The sequence below is a fragment of the Streptomyces sp. NBC_00887 genome (assembly GCF_045207585.1).
In genome coordinates this window covers 2,272,719-2,291,847 of the sequence record NZ_CP108788.1, presented here as the reverse complement: position 1 = coordinate 2,291,847, position 19,129 = coordinate 2,272,719, and the positions used below count along the sequence as shown (strand labels likewise).

At 69.0% G+C, this 19,129-nt stretch carries 17 protein-coding genes; 5 read left to right on the top strand and 12 right to left on the bottom strand.

What is annotated here, in order from left to right; translation table 11 throughout:
* Position 1: 1 nt before the first annotated feature.
* From OG844_RS10405 to OG844_RS10375, 7 genes are read right to left on the bottom strand one after another with little or no spacing between them, the layout of a single operon-like run.
* Complete coding sequence (locus OG844_RS10405) at positions 2–121, bottom strand: DUF6893 family small protein (protein WP_406389603.1); 120 nt, start codon at positions 119–121, stop codon at positions 2–4.
* Positions 118–1,521: a hypothetical protein gene (locus tag OG844_RS10400; RefSeq protein ID WP_406389602.1), complete on the bottom strand. Its 1,404-nt coding sequence runs from the start codon at positions 1,519–1,521 to the stop codon at positions 118–120. The genes OG844_RS10405 and OG844_RS10400 overlap by 4 nt, the downstream gene beginning before the upstream one ends.
* Entirely contained in the window at positions 1,518–2,159 is a 642-nt protein-coding gene (locus tag OG844_RS10395) for a DUF6084 family protein (protein WP_406389601.1), read from the bottom strand. The genes OG844_RS10400 and OG844_RS10395 overlap by 4 nt, the downstream gene beginning before the upstream one ends.
* On the bottom strand, positions 2,156–2,806 hold the full coding sequence (locus OG844_RS10390; RefSeq protein ID WP_406389600.1) for a DUF5947 family protein: 651 nt from the start codon (positions 2,804–2,806) through the stop codon (positions 2,156–2,158). Before OG844_RS10390 ends, OG844_RS10395 begins: the two co-directional genes overlap by 4 nt.
* A complete protein-coding gene (locus OG844_RS10385) occupies positions 2,803–3,750 on the bottom strand; it encodes a NifU family protein (RefSeq protein ID WP_406389599.1) in 948 nt (315 codons plus the stop codon). The genes OG844_RS10390 and OG844_RS10385 overlap by 4 nt, the downstream gene beginning before the upstream one ends.
* Complete coding sequence (locus OG844_RS10380) at positions 3,750–5,543, bottom strand: nickel-dependent hydrogenase large subunit (RefSeq protein WP_406389598.1); 1,794 nt, start codon at positions 5,541–5,543, stop codon at positions 3,750–3,752. The genes OG844_RS10385 and OG844_RS10380 overlap by 1 nt, the downstream gene beginning before the upstream one ends.
* A gap of 45 nt (positions 5,544–5,588) precedes the next feature.
* On the bottom strand, positions 5,589–6,644 hold the full coding sequence (locus OG844_RS10375) for a hydrogenase expression protein HypE (protein ID WP_406389597.1): 1,056 nt from the start codon (positions 6,642–6,644) through the stop codon (positions 5,589–5,591).
* 258 nt (positions 6,645–6,902) lie between these two features.
* On the opposite strand from OG844_RS10375, the gene OG844_RS10370 reads away from it, so the two are divergent.
* Both OG844_RS10370 and hypB read left to right on the top strand, forming a co-directional pair.
* On the top strand, positions 6,903–7,232 hold the full coding sequence (locus tag OG844_RS10370; protein WP_406389596.1) for a hydrogenase maturation nickel metallochaperone HypA: 330 nt from the start codon (positions 6,903–6,905) through the stop codon (positions 7,230–7,232).
* 2 nt (positions 7,233–7,234) lie between these two features.
* A complete protein-coding gene (gene hypB, locus OG844_RS10365; protein ID WP_406389595.1) occupies positions 7,235–8,032 on the top strand; it encodes a hydrogenase nickel incorporation protein HypB in 798 nt (265 codons plus the stop codon).
* 19 nt (positions 8,033–8,051) lie between these two features.
* Here the strand turns inward: hypB and OG844_RS10360 are convergent, their stop codons facing one another.
* Together OG844_RS10360 and OG844_RS10355 are read right to left on the bottom strand one after the other, a co-directional pair.
* Positions 8,052–9,740, bottom strand: coding sequence for a hydrogenase maturation protein (locus OG844_RS10360; protein ID WP_406389594.1), 1,689 nt, complete (start codon positions 9,738–9,740; stop codon positions 8,052–8,054).
* Positions 9,741–10,030: 290 nt separating this feature from the next.
* Entirely contained in the window at positions 10,031–13,537 is a 3,507-nt protein-coding gene (locus tag OG844_RS10355; protein ID WP_406389593.1) for a M28 family peptidase, read from the bottom strand.
* 134 nt (positions 13,538–13,671) lie between these two features.
* Here OG844_RS10355 and OG844_RS10350 point away from each other — a divergent pair, with 134 nt between their 5' ends.
* Positions 13,672–14,631 (top strand): LysR family transcriptional regulator, encoded by a 960-nt coding sequence (locus OG844_RS10350; protein WP_406389592.1) that lies wholly within the window; start codon positions 13,672–13,674, stop codon positions 14,629–14,631.
* Positions 14,632–14,823: 192 nt separating this feature from the next.
* Here the strand turns inward: OG844_RS10350 and OG844_RS10345 are convergent, their stop codons facing one another.
* Positions 14,824–15,507 (bottom strand): TetR/AcrR family transcriptional regulator C-terminal domain-containing protein, encoded by a 684-nt coding sequence (locus OG844_RS10345; protein ID WP_406389591.1) that lies wholly within the window; start codon positions 15,505–15,507, stop codon positions 14,824–14,826.
* A 118-nt stretch (positions 15,508–15,625) separates the two neighbouring features.
* Between OG844_RS10345 and OG844_RS10340 the strand changes: the two genes are divergently transcribed.
* Both OG844_RS10340 and OG844_RS10335 read left to right on the top strand, forming a co-directional pair.
* Positions 15,626–16,330: a DUF4386 domain-containing protein gene (locus tag OG844_RS10340; RefSeq protein WP_406389590.1), complete on the top strand. Its 705-nt coding sequence runs from the start codon at positions 15,626–15,628 to the stop codon at positions 16,328–16,330.
* 656 nt (positions 16,331–16,986) lie between these two features.
* Positions 16,987–17,151, top strand: a complete 165-nt coding sequence (locus tag OG844_RS10335) for a hypothetical protein (RefSeq protein ID WP_406389589.1) — start codon at positions 16,987–16,989, stop codon at positions 17,149–17,151.
* A 165-nt stretch (positions 17,152–17,316) separates the two neighbouring features.
* Here the strand turns inward: OG844_RS10335 and OG844_RS10330 are convergent, their stop codons facing one another.
* A complete protein-coding gene (locus OG844_RS10330; protein WP_406389588.1) occupies positions 17,317–17,628 on the bottom strand; it encodes an NIPSNAP family protein in 312 nt (103 codons plus the stop codon).
* Between the two features lie 206 nt (positions 17,629–17,834).
* Positions 17,835–19,109 carry a hypothetical protein gene (locus OG844_RS10325; protein WP_406396071.1) on the bottom strand — a complete coding sequence of 425 codons (1,275 nt, stop codon included), beginning with the start codon at positions 19,107–19,109 and terminating at the stop codon, positions 17,835–17,837.
* Between the last annotated feature and the right edge of the window lie 20 nt (positions 19,110–19,129).

Sequence of the window (19,129 nt, the reverse complement as noted above, 5' to 3'; positions counted from 1 at the left end):
CTCACATCGAACGGATGTGCAGGTAGCGGCGGATGTCGGGGATCGACCTGATCGCGACCCCCACGGCGACGACCCCCACGGCCGCCCCCACGACGGCGGTGATGATGCCCAGGTTCTTCACGATCGGTTCTCCTCTCGGTACGGCGCCGACTCGTCGACGCTCAGGGGTGTCAGCTCGTCGGGCGCGAAGTAGAAATAGCGGCCGTACCAGTCGTGCAGGTCGGACGCCGGGTCGTCGACGAGGACCAGGGCGATGTGCGTACCGCCGTCCACGTCCGCGAGCACCGCGGTCACCCGGGCCACCTGGCCGGCGAAGAACAGGTCCTGTGCGTCCGCCCGCCGGGAGGGATGGACGCGGACCAGGCTGCCCTTGGCCACCCGCACCCCGTCGATGACCACCGCGTCGCTCTCCGGCCGGACCGAGGCGTCGGCCGCCGGATCCCACCAGGGCGCGCCCGCGGTGTCGAAGTCCGCGGGCTCCACGTCCCGCACATCGCCGGGCGGGCCCACGAGAGCGGCTGGCCGGGGGGCGTGCGGGTCGCGCAGCAGGCCGTGCAGCTGCTGGAGATCGGCGGGTGACATCCCGTCGCACCGGTCGATGATCTCCCTGGCCCGGGGGTCGGTGGCGCGGGCCTCCGCCTTCTCCTCCTCCGTCATGGTCATCACGCGGAGGGTCAGGATCTCGTCGATCTCGGTCGAGTCGAACAGGGCGCCCGGGCTCTGCTCGGCGACCTCCGGGTAGTCGTACAGGATGATCGGCGCACCGAGCAGGGTGTCCGTCGCTCCCTTCGGGCCGGCCAGCACGGGCCAGCATCTGCGCTGCCGGCACCGCCCGGCGGCCGCCGCCGCTTCGGCGGGCGGTTCGAGCAGCGAGACGAACGCGGCGTCGTGCGCGCTCAGGAGCAGATGCGCGCCGATCAGCGAGGCCCGGATCGCGGCGTCCTTGGTGTCGGTCGGCTCCGGGTGCTCATTGGTGACGCTCACGGTCAGGCGTACACAGCCGTCGTCCATGACGGCATTCGCACGGATACGGACCGCCAGCGGCAGCCGCCGCCGCACGATCCGGCCCACCACCGCGCCCCGCGCGTCGGTGATCGGTTCGGATTCCTCGCCGCCCGCCACCTCGTGCACGGAGTCGGCCGGCTCGTCCAACGGCATCGCCGCCAGGACGACTTCCCGCTCCACCGCCTCGTCCCAGGACATCACGGAGACCCCGTCGACGGTGAGCCGGTCCACCGGTACCTCGGCCCCGTCCTCACCCGCGCTCCGCACCTCGCGGACCTGGAGCTGGAGGAAGCGCAGATGTACGGTGACGTCCGCCGGCCCGTCCTGCGGTGCCAGCAGGCACTGCATCTCCATCCCGGGTTCCTCGCCGAAACTCTCCGCCGTGGCATGCGGCGGCCCGAGGACGCCGAACTGCCAGCGCGAGCGGTTCTTGTGCGAACTGGCGCGGTACGGGTAGAGGAGATACCCCTCGTACAGCACGGCGTCGGCGATCGTACGCACCTCGTCAAGACTCACAGGACCACCTTGTCGTGCTCGGCCAGGAGGGCCTGGACCGTCTCGTCCCAGCTGATCAGCCCGCGCCGGGCCCGGAAGTCCGCGAAGCGTGCGAGCACGTCGTGGTCCAGCCTGATCCAGCCGGTGTTCGGGAAGTGCGACGCCACCATGTGCCGCCACACCGCGACCGGCATCTGATACCGGGCCTCGCAGTCCCACGGCACCCGTTCGACGCCGAAGCCCTCGCTTCCCCGGGTGAAGACCGTGCCGGAGAACATCAGGGCGAGCGGTACCGCACCCTCGCCCAGCGCATGCAGATAACGCGAGCCGACCACATCGAAGTCGTACGTACACGGCAGGGCGAGATCGACCTCGGTGGCGCCGCTGAACCCCTGCACCGTCGTGTCACAGCTCATCCACTGGAACGGCTTCAAGGTGTCCGTCCAGCGTTCCCGGCCACCGAACAACCCCTGAAGGCCGCTCTGTTCTGCCTCGTCGTAGTGGCGCCGCTGCGGCTCGATGCGCACCTGGCAGTGCAGGGCGACGGCATGGATCCGCAGACCCGTCCGCTCCTCGATCCGTAGCCGCGCGGTCAGCTGCGGCGCGGCCGCGTACGGATCGGCGGCGAGGCCCAGCACGGAGAACGTGAAGTCGCTCATGGTGCCCCGATCCCGGCGGGCCGGCTGCGGTCCGCCACCTGCGCGAAGAACGAGTCCATCGCTGCACGCGCCTCGGAGCCGCCGTCGAAACCCCGCCACAGGGTGCGGAGCCGGCCCACCAACTCGTAACAGGCGTCGATCGGCACGAGGTGACACGATGCGCCGCCGTCCTGGGTGCGCCGGATGAGCAGGGCCTCGACATCGGGGCGCAGTACGGCTAGCTCGGGGCTCGCCTCGACGACGGCCTCCCAGGCGTCCAGCGGGAGTTCCGACTCGGTGGCCCCGGCGGGGCCCGGGTAGAACGCGACCATGCGGTCCTGGACGGAATTGCGGAACAGGAAGGCGAGGCCCACGGGGATCTGCAACTCGTCCCAGGCACGCCCGTCCACGGTCAGTCCGGCGAAACGCAGATAGCGCTCAGGAACCGCCCGGTAGCGCAACTCGGCGTTCTCGTCGGTGAACAGCAGAAAGCAGGCCCGGCACCCGCACATCAGAGCGCGGCTGTCGAGGTTCACCACGTGGGAATGGGTCTCGCCGATCGGTTCCGCACACATCTCGCAGCGCTCCCCGGCAGGCGGCTGCGGCCGGTTGCGTGTGAGCCGCAGCAGCGTGGCGGCCGGGGAGGCGGCACGGGCGGTCGCGATCACGGTGCCACCACCGCGGGCACCGACACGGAGACGGCGGCGCCGTCGGAGAGCAGGGGCAGCGGTGCCAGATGCACGCCGTCGCCGTCGAGGCAGACCCCGGCCCGCCGCACGTCGTAGTGCGCACGGCACCCGGCGCAGCGCAGGACCGCGTCGCCGGTCGCGCCGCCCAGCCGCCGCGCAAGTGTGGCGCCCTCCATCGGCTGCTCACAGCGTGCGCACCGGTCCTCGAAGGCGAAGAGGTCGGAGCCCACCCGGCACACCAGGACCGGCATCCTGCCGACTCCGACCCGGGCCACCGCGCCCGACGCCAGCCCCGAGAGCTCAGGCACGACTTCCCACGACGCGGCGTCGTCGCCGGGTGCCCCGGTCTCCGCGTGCAGCCGGGCGAACAGCGAGTCCACCGGTACCAGCGGCCCCGCCGCTCCGGCAGCCCCCTCGTCGGCCGCAGTCTCCACCTCGATCGAGGTGATCTCCGGAGCCGCCGCCTCCACCGCACCCTGCACGGCCAGCTTCAGCGTGACCGAGGAGGACGGGCAGCCGTCGCAACTTCCCAGCAGCCGCAACCGGACAGTGCCCTCGTCGGTGACGGTGAGCAGTTCCACATCACCGCCGTGCGACCCCAGATACGGGCGCACACCCTCCAGCGCCTGCTCGACCCGGGTCTCCACGCTGTACGGGTGAAGCCCGTGCACCAGCAGGACACTGGACACCAGCTCGTCACCGGCGAGCGCGGCCAGGACACCGTCGTCCAGCCGCCCCTGCTCGTGCACCAGGTCCAGCAGCCGTTCCAGCCCGGCGCCGTAGAAATCGGCGACGAGGCGGACCAGTTCCTCGCTGCGCTCGCGGGCCACCGCGCCGCCCGAGCCACTCGCGGCGATCAGTGTGTCGATGCGTTCACCGGTCGTCCGCCAGTCGGGGGTAACCGGTGTCTCCTCGTGCGCCATCACTCGCTGCCCGCGGACTGGGTGGGGGAGTGCAGGAGTTCCAGCTTCTTGCCCTCGCCGAGGTACATGTGCACTCCGCAGGGCAGACAGGGGTCGAAACTGCGCACCGTACGCATGATGTCGATGCCCTTGAAGTGCTCCCGGTCGTTCTCCTCGAAGATCGGCTGCCCCTGCACGGCGTCCTCATAGGGACCGGGCGTGCCGTAGGTGTCACGAGGGCTCGCGTTCCACGGGGTCGGCGGGTACGGGTGGTAGTTGGCGATCTTGCCGTCCCGGATCACCATGTGGTGCGAGAGGACACCGCGCACCGCCTCGGTGAACCCGCAGCCCACACCCTCCTCGGGTACCTCGAACTTCTCCCAGGTCTTGGTGTTCCCGGACCGGATCTCCACGAGAGCCTTCTCCGCGAAGTGGAGAGCGCAGGCTGCCGCGTACGCCTGGAAGTAGCTCCGCGCCCGGTTGCGCTCGATGGTGTTGCTCCACTGCGGGACGTGCCACTCCAGCTCCACCGGCCCCTTGAGGGCGGTCTTGGGAAGGTTGATCTTGACGCTGTGGCCGGTGGCCTGGATGTAGCCGATGTCGACCAAGCCGGCCAGCGCCGTGGTCCACAGGCGCGCGAGCGGCCCGCCGCCGGTGTCCAGCGCCAGGTAGTCCTTGCCGTCGAACCACCGCGGTGACATGACCCAGCTGTACTTGTCGTCCAGATCCCGCTTCTGCGGCTGCGGATTGGTGTGCTGGTTCCACGGGTGACGGCGGTCGACCGGATTGCCGAGCGGGTCGTGGGAGACGAAGGTCTCCTGCTCATCCCAGTCGTTGTAGTACGACGAACCGAGCAGGATCCGGATGCCGAGGTTGATCTTGACCAGATCGGTGGTGACCAGCTTCCCGTCGACGACGACACCCGGGGTGACGTACATCTTCCGGCCCCAGTCGGTCATGTCCTTGTACTCGAAGTTGCAGTGCTCCGGGTCCTGGAAGGAGCCCCAGCAGCCCAGCAGGATGCGCCGGTTGCCGACCATTTCGTACCCCGGCAGGGCCTCGTAGAAGAAGTCGAAGAGGTCGTCGTGCATCGGCACGACCTTCTTCATGAACTCGACGTACCGCTGGAGCCGGGTGATGTAGTCCGTCATCAGCTGGATCGTCGCCACGGTGCCGACGCCGCCCGGATAGAGCGTGGAGGGATGGACGTGCCGCCCTTCCATCAGGCAGAACATCTCCCGGGTCATCCGGCTGACCTGGAGCGCCTCGCGGTAGAACTCGCCGGTGAACGGGTTCAGCGACCGCATGATGTCGCCGATGGTCTTGTACCCGTGGGCGTCGGCGTGCGGGGAGGGGGTCCGGTTGGCCTGCTCCAGCACACCGGGATTGGTCTCTGCGACCATCTTCTCGCAGTAGTCGACCCCGACCAGGTTCTCCTGGAAGATGTTGTGGTCGAACATGTACTCTGCGGCCTCGCCGAGATTCACGATCCATTCACCGAGGTGCGGGGGCTTCACCCCGTACGCCATGTTCTGCGCGTAACAGGAACACGTGGCGTGGTTGTCACCACAGATTCCGCAGATTCTACTGGTGATGAAGTGCGCGTCCCGCGGGTCCTTCCCCTTCATGAAGACGGAATAGCCGCGGAAGATGGAACTGGTGCTGTGGCATTCGGCGACGACCTTCTGCTTGAAGTCGATCTTCGTGTAGATGCCCAGGCTGCCGACGATCCGGGTAATGGGATCCCACGCCATTTCGACCAGGTCGTCCTTGCCCCGGCCGCCTCCGGCACCCTTGTGCTGGGTCGCGGTCATTGCGCCGCCTCATCCTTCTGTCCGTTGTGGTGATTGCGTGGTCCATTACCAGGTGCGTGTGGCACCGGTCTTGAGTTCGCGGCCGGGCTTACGCCATTTCGGTTCGCGGTCCAGGGTGTGGGTGGTGATGTTGCGCAGGCGCCGCATCGTCGACCCGTACAGTCCGACCGCGTTGGTCGAGAGCTTTCCGCCGGGAGGTTCGTCCATGAACGGCATGAACTTGTCCGGGAACCCGGGCATGGTGCAGCCGATGCAGATGCCACCGACGTTGGGGCAGCCCCCGATGCCGTTCATCCAGCCTCGCTTGGGCACATTGCACTTGACCGTGGGTCCCCAGCAGCCCAGCTTGACGATGCACTTCGGTGAGCCGTACTCCGTCGCGAAGTCGGCCTGCTCGTAGTAGCCGGCCCGGTCACAGCCTTCGTGGACCGTCGACCCGAACAGCCACGTCGGTCGCAGCGCGTCATCGAGCGGGATCATCGGTGCCTGGCCCGTGGCCATGTACAGCAGGTAGGTCAGCGTCTCCGACAGGTTGTCCGGCTGGATCGGGCACCCGGGGACGCACACGATCGGGATCCCGGCCTTGGACTTCCAGTCCCACCCCAGGTAGTCGGGGACCCCCATCGCGCCCGTGGGGTTGCCCGCCATGGCGTGGATGCCGCCGTACGTCGCGCAGGTGCCCACCGCGACGACCGCGGTTGCCTTCGGGGCGAGCCGGTCGAGCCACTCGCTGGTCGTCATCGGCTGGCCGGTGGCCGGGTCGTTGCCGAAACCGCACCAGTACCCGTCATCGTGCAGGCGCTCATTCGGAATAGACCCCTCGACCACCAGGACGAACGGTTCCAGCTCGCCGCGGTCGGCCTTGAAGAACCATTCGAGGAAGTCGTCGGCGCCGCCGTTGGGGCCGCACTCGAAATCGATGAGCGGCCAGTGCACAGCGACCTTCGGAAGCCCGGGCAGGGCGCCCAGGGCGATCTCCTCGATGCTCGGCTGAGTGGCGGCCGTCAGTGAAACGGAATCTCCGTCGCAGCTCAGCCCTGCGTTGATCCACAGAACATGGATCAAGGTGTCCTCGGCCCTTACCGCTTCCTCTGTCGGCATCGCACTGCCGCCTTTCAGGATGACGGCCCAGTGGCCGTTCGCCCCACGGATGGGTTCACGCACATTGCTACCATCACGCCTCGATTCGATGATTCCGGCAACACGGCACATCCGTCGCGCGCCTCAATTCGGGGGACCGAGCGACCTCATGTCGAGGGCCGGTCGGGTGATCCGGCCGTGTGACCGGGCCGGTCCGCCGTCCTCGCGGCCACCTTGTGCCCCTACATTCGGAGCGACCCGCAGAAGGAGGTGGCAGCGGTGCACGAGCTGGCCATCACACAGGGCGTCGTCGACGCGGTGTGCGAACGCGCCGCAGGGCGTCCGGTCCACTCGGTGTGCGTACGCGTGGGCGCGCTCACCGCCGTGGTGCCCGACGCGATGCGCTTCTGCTTCGGGCTGGTCACGGAGGGAACGGCCGCCGAGGGGGCACGGCTGGAGATCGACCAGCCACCCGGCACAGGCCGCTGTCGCACCTGCACCGTCGAATTCACCTTGGCCGACCTGATTCTGCTGTGCCCCTGCGGCAGTGCGGATGTGGAGATCACATCGGGACAGGAACTGCAGATCGTTTCCATGAAAGTGGGCTGAACATGTGCGCTACGTGCGGCTGCTCCGAGGAGTCCGGCGGAACCAGGATCGTGCTGCTGCGGGAGGACGATGCCCCCGACCACCCGCATCCGCATACCCACCCGCACCCGCACCCGCACCCGCACGAGCGGGAGCGTGCACAGTCGAACGACGCGGGTGAGACCGTCACCATCGAGCAGAAGGTACTGGCCAGGAACGACCTCGTAGCCGAACGCAACCGTGCCTGGCTGACCGACCGCGGGGTCGCGGCCGTGAACATGATGAGCTCACCCGGGGCAGGCAAGACCACGCTCCTGGAGCGCACCATCACCGATATGGGCGGACGCCGGCCGGTGGCCGTCGTCGAGGGCGACCAGGAGACCCGACTCGACGCCGACCGGATCAGGAGTACGGGCTGCGCCGTGGTACAGGTCAACACCGGGGCGGGATGCCATCTCGACGCGGAGATGATGCAGAACGCCCTCACGGCGCTGTCCCCGGCGGCGGGCTCGCTCCTCATGGTCGAGAACGTCGGGAATCTGGTGTGCCCCGCCCTGTTCGATCTGGGTGAGCGCAGCAAGGTCGTGATCATCTCGGTCACGGAGGGCACCGACAAGCCACTGAAGTATCCGTACATGTTCGCAGCGGCCGACCTGATCCTCATCAACAAGGCCGATCTGCTGCCCTACGTCGACTTCGACGTCGAGCAGTGCGCTCGCCACGCACGCTCGGTCAATCCGGCCGTACGCGTGCTGACGGTCTCCGCGACCACCGGCGCGGGCCTGGCCCAGTGGTACGACTGGCTCGCCGAACAGCGGTAGCAGTCGCGCCGGTCCGCGGTCAGCTCCGGGGGCGTGGGTGCCGGTCCGCGGAGCCGGATGCGGGGCCTTCCTTGCGTACGAACGCCCTGCGCAGCCCGTGGTACGGGTGGTGCGGGTCCTCGAAGATGCGCCGCATCCGGTCGAGTTCGGCCGCACGGTGCGGTGCCAGGTCGACCCGGTCCCGCTCCGCCTTCTTGGCGTTGATACGGGACTGCGTCGCGGGCAGCGCGGCCAGGCGGGCCGCCAGGGCGCCGACCTCCGAGTCGAACGTCCTGGGGGCACACGCGATCACTCTGTCGACGAGCCCGAGTCCGTGGGCAGCCGCGGAGCTGACCGGCAGCGCGTCCTGCATGAGCCGCTCGGCCGCTGCCGCTCCCACCCGCCGCGGCAGCGAGTACGTCCAGTACTCCGACCCGTACAGCCCCATCAGGCGGTAGTGCGGATTGAGCACCGCGCCCGCCCTGCACCACACCTCGTCGGCGGCCAGGGCCAGCATCACCCCGCCCGCCGCGGCGTTTCCGGCCACAGCGGAGACAACGAGCCGGTCGGTGGTGGTCAGCACCGCTTCCACCAGATCGTCCATCGCGTTGATGTTGGCCCAGGACTCGGCGCCCGGATCGGCTGCCGCCTCGATCACGTTGAGGTGGATGCCGTTGGAGAAGAAGTCCCGTCCGCCGCCGACGACCAGCACCGAAGTGGGCCGGGAACAAGCGAACCGGTACGCGCGCAGCAGCCGCCGACACTGCTCCGTACTCATTGCGCCACCGCGGAACGAGAACGACAGAAGGCCGGCCCCCGCCTCCTCCCGGTATCCGATCTCGGCCCATGTGTCCTCGTGGCTGTTTCGGTGCAGCGGAGCCGGCCGCGCAGGCACGGCGGACAACCGCCCGGCCAGCGCCACGGTGGCGGGGAGCTTGAAGGTGGCCGGACCGCCCGGCACCCGCCGGGGCCGCAGCTCGGGAATCCACACCCCGCCGTCCATGGTCGCCCGGCAGATGGCACCGTCACGGGTGGCCACGATCTCCCCCGGGCGGCCGCTCAGCCGGGGCTCGGGATACCCGCCGTGCAGGAACCACTCATCGCCCCATACTTCGTCCAGCACACCGGGCTGGGAGTCAGCCGCTCTGAGTTTGCGAACAACCGTCGAGGAGGAGTCGGACTGCCAGTCGATGCGCCGTAGTGACTGGCGGAACAACGGTCGGCAGCGCGGGCCGGCTCCCGCGTCCTGCGGCGTGGGCCTGTAGGTCCCGGAAGCGAAGCGCTCGACGGCCAGGAGTACCGCCGCCATGGCGGCGTCCGAGACCTCGTTGCGGTACAGGTCGCTCTTGCCCACTTGGGGCAACACGCAGGGAACGGACGCCCAGACGTCGCCGGCGTCCATCTCCGCGTTCGCCTGCAGCACGGTGACGCCCCAGCGGTCCGTGCCCTCGTGGAGGGCCCAGTCGAGGGAGGAGGGCCCGCGGTCGCCGACCGGCCCGGGATGGACGATGAGACAGGTGTGGAGCGACCACACGTCCTCGGGAATCGCGGTCCTGAGATAGGGCGCCAGGATAAGGTCCGGGCACTCCTGGCGGACGGTATCCCGGACGGAGCCGCCCTGGTCCTCGTGCACGAGCCGCACGGCCACTGAGTGGCCGTGGTCCCTGAGCTCGGCCTGCACGCGTTGGGTGAGGCTGTTGAAGGCGCTCGCGAGAAGCAGGATGTGCATGGCGATCACTCCCGGTGGCTGGGGTCCGTTCGGAGCGAGCGTGAACGTGTATCCGTACGCACCGGGACCCAACGGGCCTGAGAATGCCGAGATTCACTCGAAAGTGAGACTCCCTTTCCGTGAGCGCCCTCCCATGGTGCCTCCTTGGCGAGTACCTGATCTCACCCATCAGGAGGCTCTGCGGTTGCAGGGGGTCGCGTGGCTGGGCTCCGCACGGAGCGGACCGGCGCCCGCCCGGGCCGTGAGGCCAGGACGGACGCCGGTCATCGGTCATCCGGAATTGCCGCGGATCAGCTCACCTGGAGGGTGACGTCGTCCACGACGTACGAGGTCTGGAGGGACTGGTCCTCCACGCCGTTGAACTTCAGCGTGACCGTCTGTCCGGCGAACTCGGAGACGTCGTAGGATTTCAGTGCGTATCCGGTGTTCGCGTCCAGGTTCGACAGCGTCGCCAGGGTCCGGCCGCCGACCGACACGGTGAAGGTGTCGTAGGCGACGCTCTCGGTCTCGTCGGTGTCGATGTGCAGATAGAACGACAACCGGTGAGTGGCGCAGCCCGACGGGATCGTCAGTGACTGCGCGGCGCTGTCCGTGCGGGCGGTTCCCCACCCGTTCAGCCACGCCTTGTAGGACCCGCCGTGCGAAGGCTGCCCCGCCTGGTTGGTGATGACGCCCGAGGTGGCGGTCCACGGACTGGTGCCGCTCTCGAAGCCACCGTTGACGACGAGCTGACGTGCGGTGCAGGTGCCGCCGCCCCCGCCGACGGTGAGCGTGTAGGTGGTGCTGTGGCTCACCGTTCCGGAACCGGTGACCGTGAGGGTGTAGGTGCCCTGCTGGGCGGCGGCCCCGATCTGTACGGAGAGGGTCGAGGAGTTGCCCGACTGTACGGAGGACGGGCTCAGTGTCGCGGTCACGCCGCTCGGCGCGCCGGAGACCGAGAGAGCGACGGTCTGCGGGCTGCCGCTCAAGGTGGTGGTGTTCACCGTCGAGGTGACGCTGCCACCCGGTGCGGCGCTGCCGGAGGAAGGGCTGGTGGCGAGGGAGAAGTCCTGCGCCGGGACGTCGCTGCCGACCGCCTGCTTCCAGACGGCGTACGCGACACCGTCCGCACTGCGGTCCAGGACGGTCGCGTTGATGTTGTTCGTCGTGTCGCAGGAGCTGTGGTAGCAGGGATCGTAGGCGGCAGTGGCCGTGCCGCCCCACTTGGCCGCCTGCGCCGAGGTCTTGCGGGCACTCGCACCGGCCGCGTACCCGGACGTGGGGATGCCCGCTGCCTGGAAGGACGCGTCGTCACTGCGTCCCTGGCCCTCGACGTTCTCCTCGGGTGCGAGGTTCAGAGAGGTCCAGTAGGCCTTGAGCGGGGCGGCGGTGGTGGAGTTGACGTTGTTGATGAAGTAGCCGGCGTTGGTGGAGCCGACCATGTCGAAGTTGTAGTAGCCCTTGATCGCTGTGCGCTGGGCGCTGGTGAGCTGGTTGACGTAGAACTCCGAGCCGTTGAGGCCCTGTTCCTCGTCCGTCCACCACGCGAAGCGCACGTGCTTCGTCATGGTCGGGTTCTTCTGCGCGAGGACGAGCGCGTTCTCCAGCAGGGCCGCGGAGCCCGAGGCGTTGTCGTTGATCCCGGGGCCCGCAGCCACGCCGTCGAGGTGCGCGCCGAACATCACGGTCTGGTCGGCGGGGCCGCCGGGCCAGTCGGCGATGAGGTTGTTGGACGGGTAGGTGCAGGTGGAGCAGTTCTGCTCGGTGACCGTGTATCCGGCCGCCTGCAGCTTGCCCTTCACATAGGCGAGTGACTGGGTGTAGCCCGCGCTGCCCGCCCGCCGGTGGCCGCCGTTCTGCGCGGCGATCGTGCCGAACTGCGCCAGGTGCGCCTGGATGTTGGTGACGGAGATGTTCGGCGGGTCGGTGCCGGGCTGTGTTCCGCCGACGTTGAGCGTGTAGTCGACGGTGTGCGCGAGCGAGGTGCCCTGCCCCTTGATGACGACGGTGGACGAGCCGGGCGCGGCGGTGGTGGCCGCGGAGAGGGTGAGGACCGAGGACTGGCCGGACTGGACGGTGGCCGGGTTGAAGGAGGCGGTCACTCCGGAGGGCAGGCCGGTGGCGGAGAGTGTCACCGACTGGGCTGTGCCTGTGGTGGTGTTGGTGACCACGGATGTGGTGACCGAGCCGCCCTGCTGGACGGTGCCGGCCGAGGGGTTCAGAGCCAGGGAGAAGTCGCTGTTCTGCCCGGTCGGGGTACAGGTCGGGTCACCGGCCTGGGCCGGCACGCTGATCGCGTCCCACGCGGCCTTGGTCTTCTGGAAGAGCCCGCAGGTGGCGAGGTCGAGCGACTTGGCCGAACTCAGAGTCGCCGTGCGGTACTTCTTGTAGGACATGCTGCTGGTCTTGAGCAGCATCCCGCCGTAGAAGATCTTTCCGGCGTTCTGGATGCCGACGCCGGTCAGGGTGGTCTGGTTGCAGGTGGTGCTGTTCGGCTTCCCGCCGCCCGGGTTCGTGCCCTCGGCAAGCAGATAGAACCAGTGGTTCAGCGGTCCGGCCGCCGCATGCACCTCGGTGCCGGGTATCGCGGAGCTGTAGCAGGCCGGGTCGTTGTTGACGGCCGGAGGGTTGTACATGTTCCGGATCGGCCCTCGGCCCTGGAGGTTGATCACCTCGCCGACGGTGTAGTCGGGGACGTCGTACGGGGAGGGCTGGTTCATGTACGCCTCGGTCAGCGCGCCGAAGATGTCTCCGGTGCCCTCGCCGAGTCCGGACTCCTGACCGCTGGTGCCGCCCGGGGTGGTGGTGTCGATGGCGTGCCCGTACTCGTGGGCCACCACGTCCGCTCCGGCGATCCACTCGTTGGCGCTGTTGCGGCCGATGGTGACCTGATTGCCGTCCCAGTAGGCGTTCATCTCGGGCAGGCCGACCTTGGCGGGGAAGGTGCGGCCACTGCCGTTGACCCCGTTGCGGCCGAGCCACTGGCCGAGCATGTCCCACTGCTTCTGCGCGGCGAACATGAGGTCCACGCAACCGGTCTCCTTGGATGTGGGGTTCCCCGTGCCCCAGGAGTCCGACGATTTCGAGAAGACGGTGCCGGTGCTGTAGTCCGCGCAGCTGAGCCCGGCCCGGTTCGGGTCGCGGAGGCTGTAACTCCCGCTGGAGTTGGTGGTGTCGATGGTGAGGGGTCCCGGACCGTTCCACTTGCTGGTGCCGCTGCCCGCGGCGACCTCGTCGTGTGTTCCGATGACCTTGCCGGTGCGGGCGTCCACGAAGACGTGAAGTCTGCTGGGCGCCTTCTTCGTACGTCCGGAGAGGACCGTCTCCCAGGCCAGGGTCTGCCTGCCCCCGTCCAGTCTGACGACCAGTCGGCTGCTGCGGACCTTGTCGACCTTCGCCAGCTTCGCCCGCGAGACGGTTTCGGCCTTCTTCGCGGTGACGACCGGATCGGTCGCCACGTCGATCCGTGTGGAGGACGCCGACTGCAGGGCGCGTACGTCACCGTCGCCGTCGGCCAGCACGACCGCGTCGCCGCCGACTACCGGCAGACCGCGATAGCTGCGCTCGTAGGCGACGCTGTAGAGGCCCTTCACCCAGGGGGTGACGAGGCGCCGTTCGTACTGTTCCTGCGAGGAGTTCACCAGGGAGTCGAGTCCGCTGTCGACGGCACGGTCCGCTGCGGCGACCGCCCGCGAGAGCGGGGTCGTGCGTGCGTCGACGGTGCTCGCCGGGCCTTCTGTCTGCTGGGCGACCGAGGTGCCTGTCAGCCCGGCGAGCATGGCCAGTGTCAGGCCGGCCGTCACTGTTCTTCGTTTCATCGGGGCTCCAAAGCGTGGGGGAGGCTGGTTCGTCGCCGCCGAGTATGGGCGTGAGCATGACCGCTGAGGGACATCCCGCCGGGCATAAGACGCGAGTTATGGTGCGACGGCGGCACGCTGCGTACGCTGCTGAAATGCAGCTGGAACTGAGGCATCTGCAAGCCGTCTGCCGGATAGCGGAGGCGGGCAGCCTGGGTCTCGCGGCGCGCCGCCTCGGGGTGTCACAGCCCGCGCTCTCCGCGCAGCTGCGCCGGATCGAACGGGTGGCGGGCGGCGAGCTCTTCGTGCGCACCCGGCACGGGGTGGAGCCCACGTCGCTCGGCCAGTTCGTGCTGGGAAAGGCCCGCAGGGTGCTCAACGAGATGGACGCGCTGGGAGCGGAGTCGCGCGCGTTCGTCACGGGCAGGCCGCTACGGCTGGGCTGCATCCTGCTGGTGCTGGTCGACGGATTGCTGGAGCAGACGGACCTGGCCATGTCGGGGCAGGAGATCACCGTCGATCTCGAACACTCGGCGACCGCACTGCTCCGTATGCTCGGAGCCGGGCAGTACGACGCCGTCGCGTACGGAGAGGTCAACGAGCACGAAGTCCCGCTCCCCGTCGGGGTGATGGGCAGGACGTTGATTCCCAAGGAACCGTTCTGCATCCGGATGTCGGCCGAACACCCCCTCGCAGCCAGGGAGTCCATCGACCTCGCGGACCTGTCAGACGAGTCGTGGATGACCCTGGTCGAAGACGACGACGGCGGACCCGAAGCGCTGGTCGAGGCCTGCGCGAAGGCCGGGTTCGTACCGTCACTGCGCTACCGGATCACCGACCGCAAGATGCACTACGGGCTGATCGCCGCGGGCCGCGCGATCTCGCTCAGCCAGCCGACGGCCCCGTACGCCCAGGGCACCGTCCTGCGACCCCTCGTCGGCACGCCGATCACCGGCCGTATCCGCCTGGCCTGGAAACGCTCGACGGTCTCGGCAGGGCAGGCGGAACTCCTCTACCGGGCGGCTGCCCGCGCGTACCTGGCCAATGTGGACAACAACCCCTTCCACCGAACCTGGTGGGACGCCCGCCCGGAGCTGCATCCGGCACTCGAATGAGGCGCGCAATCCTGTGGCAGCGTCGGAGCGGCTTCACCGGTGCGGTCAGCGCCCGTCGGGTCTGGCCATGGCATCCACGAGCGCGAGAGCTGCTGAGGGAGCCATCTCCCGGAGACGTCCTCAGGAACTGGCCACCGAGTGACCGTCGGCGCCCCGATTCCCTGAACCACCGGCACAGGGCCCCCGCACCTGCTACGCCTTCCGCGCGGACGTCCAGCCCTGGCGGCGGAGTCTTTCGAAGCCGCCCAGGAGGAGGTCCAGGGCGAATTCGAACTCGAACTGGTCGTCGCAGCCGCCACCGACCGTGGAGGCTCCGTCGTGTGCGGCCGTCGCTGCCAGTTCCGCGATGTGCGGGTAGCGCGCCGCCAGCCCGGGGTCCGGGGGACCGGAAGGGCCCGAGGTGTCGAACAGTTCCTGGCTGAAGCCGAGCAGGCGGCTGCCCATCGCGTGCATGACGTGGTGCGTGAGGTCGGCGGAGAGCCCTCCCGCCCGGAAGGTCCCGGCCATCGAGTCCAGGTAGGCCAGCACGGCCGGGGTGGGGCCGGTCCGCGACTCGATCACCCGGGCCGCCCAGGGATGGCGCAGCAGGACCCGGCGGGCTGAAAGGATCCGGCCGCGGACCACGTGCTGCCAGTCTGGGCCGGTGGCCGGCGGATCGATCTCGCCGACGACGGCGTCGGCCATACCGTCGAGCAACTCCTCCTTGTTGGCAACGTGCTTGTACAGGGCCATCGGTACGACGTCCAGGTCCTGCGCGAGCCTGCGCATGCTGAGCGCGTCGATGCCGGTGGCGTCGGCGAGCGCGACGGCGGCGCGCAGAACGCGATCCCTGTTCAGGGGGATCCGTTGCGTGTGCGTGGCTTCCTGCCGGGTCATTCCGGTTCGGCCCCTTCCCTACTCGACAGTGCCCTCTCCTTGACGAGTGTACGCCGTACACCTATGGTTGCCACCAGGTGTACGGTGTACACCACTAGCGAGCTAGGGGACCGAGAAGATGAGTCCGGACCGAAGAACCGCGGTGGCCGCCGGGTCGCTGTTCCTGCTGACCGAGGTCGCCGCGATAGCCGGCGCGGTCCTGTACCGCCCCCTGCTGGGCGCGGCGGACGGCCGACTGCCGCAGGGCGCCGACACGCTGGCGCTGCTCGGGGTGATCTGCGAGGTGGTGCTGGTGGCAGCGGTCGCCGGTACCGGGGCGGCGCTGTTCCCGGTCCTACGGCGCCACGGCGAGGGGCTCGCGCTCGGGTACGCCTTCGGACGGCTGCTGGAGGCGGCCGTTATCGCACTCGGGATCGTCGCCGTCCTGGCGCTCGTCACCCTGCGGCGGGACGCGGGGGCTGCCGCCGGCGCCGACGTCGCGCTGGCCACCGTGCACGACTGGACGTTCCTGCTCGGGCCCAATATCGCCCTCGGCCTCAACACCGCCGTGCTGGCGTACCTGGCGTACCGCGCCCGGCTCGTGCCGCGCTTCATCGCCGTGCTCGGGCTGATCGGTGGGCCGCTGATCTGTGCCTCGGCCGTCGCCGTGATGTTCGGGGCCTACGCGCAGCTTTCCGTGGCCGGCTCGGCTGCCGCGCTCCCGGTGTTCGCCTGGGAGCTGGGGCTGGCCGGGTGGCTGATCGTCAGGGGGTTCGGGCCTGGCTCAGGCGCCGCGTCCCGGGCAGACGGAGACGTGGCTGATCCGGCAAGTGTCCACCGGTGAGACCGACCTGAGCCTGATCCCGGTGCTGTCCGGGGCGAGGCCCCGGCGCTGTCCGGACGGCACCGTTCCGAGCGGGATGTCCTCCGGTGACCGGCCATCCGCGTTGTTCCGTTTCCTGCGAAGGCCTGGCCGGCGAGGCCGTCCTGACTGCGTGGAGTGCCGACCCGGCCACCCGGACAGGGGCGCCGGTGCGGTGGCTTTCGCCCTCGTGGACCGGGGGTTGCCCGGCCCCCGCGTTCGTGATGGCCCGGCAGGTGACCGCGTACCACCGGAACGCGCCCTGCACGCCGAGCGCGCTCTGCCAAACGGTTGATACCGCGTCACTTCGCTTGGTAAAGGGATCACTCTGATGGGTCAATCGATCCGCCACCGAGGATCCGACTCGATGACCGGCGCACTCGCCCACCTCCTCGACCGGGCAGTGCACCCACCAGTCCGTATGCGCGAGCGGCCCGACGCGCCACCCGTGGACGGGTGCCCAGCCTGTGGTGCATCGCAGGCCTCCGGCGTTGTGGCTGCGCCCCCTGCCGCTCGGCAGCCACGACCACCGCCGCAAGCCCGCTCCATCCCAGACACGCCGCTCGCCCAGCACCCGTTGCCGGCGACGAACAGCAAGATGGAGACAGCCCAGCCGCCCCACTCCGAAAGGCGCCGCGATGACCACCCGCTCCCCCCAAGAGCACGCGCAGGAAGCGATCCTCACGAAGATCAAGGAGGTTGCCGACCAGCTGGACGCCGATAGCCCCGAGCAGACCTCCGGTGTCCTCAAGACCCTCGCCGAGGCGTACGCCTGGGCCGTCGCGCCGCAACACGCGCACTGACCGAGCAGCACCGGCGCCCGCCACCCACCCGGGTGACGGGCGTCCTTCATGCCCTGCCGCCTTCGCCAGAACGTGACGTCGATCGGCGAAACATTCAGCCTCCAACGCTGTCATCGGCGCGCTGCGCACAGCTCATCACGGTCACACCGCGCACCTCCACCTGCCCTAGGACACGCTGTCGAGTGGCCGGAGGAAGCGGCGTTCATACCGCTTGATGCAGCGCGTGCGACGAGCCAGTTCAAACGCCTCCTGGCACTCCGGGTCGGACATGCTGTCCGTGCGGTACTGCTCGTACGCAGCGAGACCGGGAAACGAGAAGAGGGCGTAGGCGATGTCGCTGTCGCTCTCACTCGGCAGGAAGTAGCCGTGGTGCGTCCCGCCGAAACGATTGACGAGCCCGACCCAGCGGCGCCCGTAGTCCTCGAAGTCCTCAAGCTTGTCGGCGTCGATCTCGTACTTCAGATGAATGGTGATCATGCCTACATGATGCAGCGAGACGGTTCGGGCTCGACGTCGGCCCGTGTGCCGTCGGCGCGCACCCGGAGGAAGGGCGGGGCCAAGCACCCACAGTGGCGATTCGGGCGGCCTCTCAGGGCCGCCCCGTTCGAGAGACGGGCCTGTCGAGGAGCCGACCCCAGGCCACCCGCCCCGGGCACTTGGTCCCGGGGCGGGTCTGCTCAGCGCTACCAGCCGGGCGGCTGAGCCGGGTCGAGGGTTCGCCACTGGGCGAGCACGTCGGGGTCCTGTGCGTCGAGCCAGTCGGTCAGTTCACGGAAGGACACACACCGCACCTCCTCGCGGGGGCAGATGTTGCGCATCACGTCCTCGACGGCGTCCATGTAGATCCCGCCGTTCCAGTCTTCGAAGTGGTTGCCGATGAACATCGGCGCGCGGCTGCCGTGCAGGACCCTTTCGAAACCGGCGAGGTAGGCGTCCCGGGCCTGCTCGCGCCAGTGCCCGTACCGCGCAGGGTCACCCTCGGTGCTGCCGTCCGACTGGTTGTAGAGGAAGTTGAAGTCCATGGAGAGGACTTGGAAGTCCTTGCCCGGGAAGGGGAGCATCTGCAGAGGGAGGTTCCAGATGCCGTCCTTCTTCGAAGGCCAGATCTGGAAGTCGCCGGGCGAGCTCGCGTCGTAGCGCCATCCGAAAGCCTTGGTGGCGGGGAGCAGCGTCTCCTGGCCCTCCAGGCAGGGTGCCCGCCCGCCGACGACCTCGCGGGTCGGGTCGAACGGGAGGGGATCCAGGTCCTGGTAGCCGGTGTTGGTCTTCCAGTTCTGCACGAAGGAGTAGAACGCGTCGATCTCCTGGGTCCACTCCGCGGTGCTCCAGTCGCCGCCTCCCTTCTTCCCGCAGAAGTGGCCGTTGAAGTGCGACCCGATCTCGTTGCCGTCCTTCCACGCCCCGCCGAGCTGCTCCAGCGTCATGCGGATGTGCTCGCGTGTGGGGTAGGAGATCGCTGCGGCGCCGGCCTTGTGCTGGGGCGGCCGGTACAGGCTGCTGCGTTCTTCCGGGAGCAGGTAGGTGCCGGTGAGGAAGAACGTCATGTGGGCGTCGCTCTCCTTCGCCACCTGCCGGAAGCGGGAGAACATCCGGTCATCGCCCTCCAGTGCGCCGTCCCACGAGAAGACGACGAACTGGGGCGGCTTCTGACCCGGTTTGAGCCTCTCGGGCTTGAGCTGACGGGGCTGGGGACCGGTGTAGGAGGTGGAGCCGTCTCCCAGGATCCTGACCTTTCCGTCCCAGTCCTCCGTATCGGCCTTCTTCGCGTCGTCGCGTTTCTGCCGGGCGGGAGGCTTCGGCTCAGCAGCGGTCCTGGTGGCCTGGCGGGGCGTCGCGTCGTCGGATGCACCGCCGGAGGGCACCAGCACGAGGGCCGCGCAGAGCGACGTGGCGAGGCAGGCCACCAGTCCTGCGGTGGCACCGGGACGGGCGCGGATCCGGACGGGTATTCGGTTCATGCCGGTCCGGTCGGCGAGTA

Bases quoted from the DNA above. Each gene is read 5' to 3' on its own strand.
- OG844_RS10380 (WP_406389598.1), bottom strand. From the start codon at position 5,543: ATGACCGCGACCCAGCACAAGGGTGCCGGAGGCGGCCGGGGCAAGGAC.
- OG844_RS10350 (WP_406389592.1), top strand. From the start codon at position 13,672: ATGCAGCTGGAACTGAGGCATCTGCAAGCCGTCTGCCGGATAGCGGAG.
- OG844_RS10330 (WP_406389588.1), bottom strand. From the start codon at position 17,628: ATGATCACCATTCATCTGAAGTACGAGATCGACGCCGACAAGCTTGAG.
- OG844_RS10385 (WP_406389599.1), bottom strand. From the start codon at position 3,750: ATGGCGCACGAGGAGACACCGGTTACCCCCGACTGGCGGACGACCGGT.
- OG844_RS10355 (WP_406389593.1), bottom strand. From the start codon at position 13,537: ATGAAACGAAGAACAGTGACGGCCGGCCTGACACTGGCCATGCTCGCC.
- OG844_RS10360 (WP_406389594.1), bottom strand. From the start codon at position 9,740: ATGCACATCCTGCTTCTCGCGAGCGCCTTCAACAGCCTCACCCAACGC.
- OG844_RS10375 (WP_406389597.1), bottom strand. From the start codon at position 6,644: ATGCCGACAGAGGAAGCGGTAAGGGCCGAGGACACCTTGATCCATGTT.
- OG844_RS10335 (WP_406389589.1), top strand. From the start codon at position 16,987: ATGACCACCCGCTCCCCCCAAGAGCACGCGCAGGAAGCGATCCTCACG.
- OG844_RS10340 (WP_406389590.1), top strand. From the start codon at position 15,626: ATGAGTCCGGACCGAAGAACCGCGGTGGCCGCCGGGTCGCTGTTCCTG.
- OG844_RS10325 (WP_406396071.1), bottom strand. From the start codon at position 19,109: ATGAACCGAATACCCGTCCGGATCCGCGCCCGTCCCGGTGCCACCGCA.
- hypB (WP_406389595.1), top strand. From the start codon at position 7,235: ATGTGCGCTACGTGCGGCTGCTCCGAGGAGTCCGGCGGAACCAGGATC.
- OG844_RS10345 (WP_406389591.1), bottom strand. From the start codon at position 15,507: ATGACCCGGCAGGAAGCCACGCACACGCAACGGATCCCCCTGAACAGG.
- OG844_RS10395 (WP_406389601.1), bottom strand. From the start codon at position 2,159: ATGAGCGACTTCACGTTCTCCGTGCTGGGCCTCGCCGCCGATCCGTAC.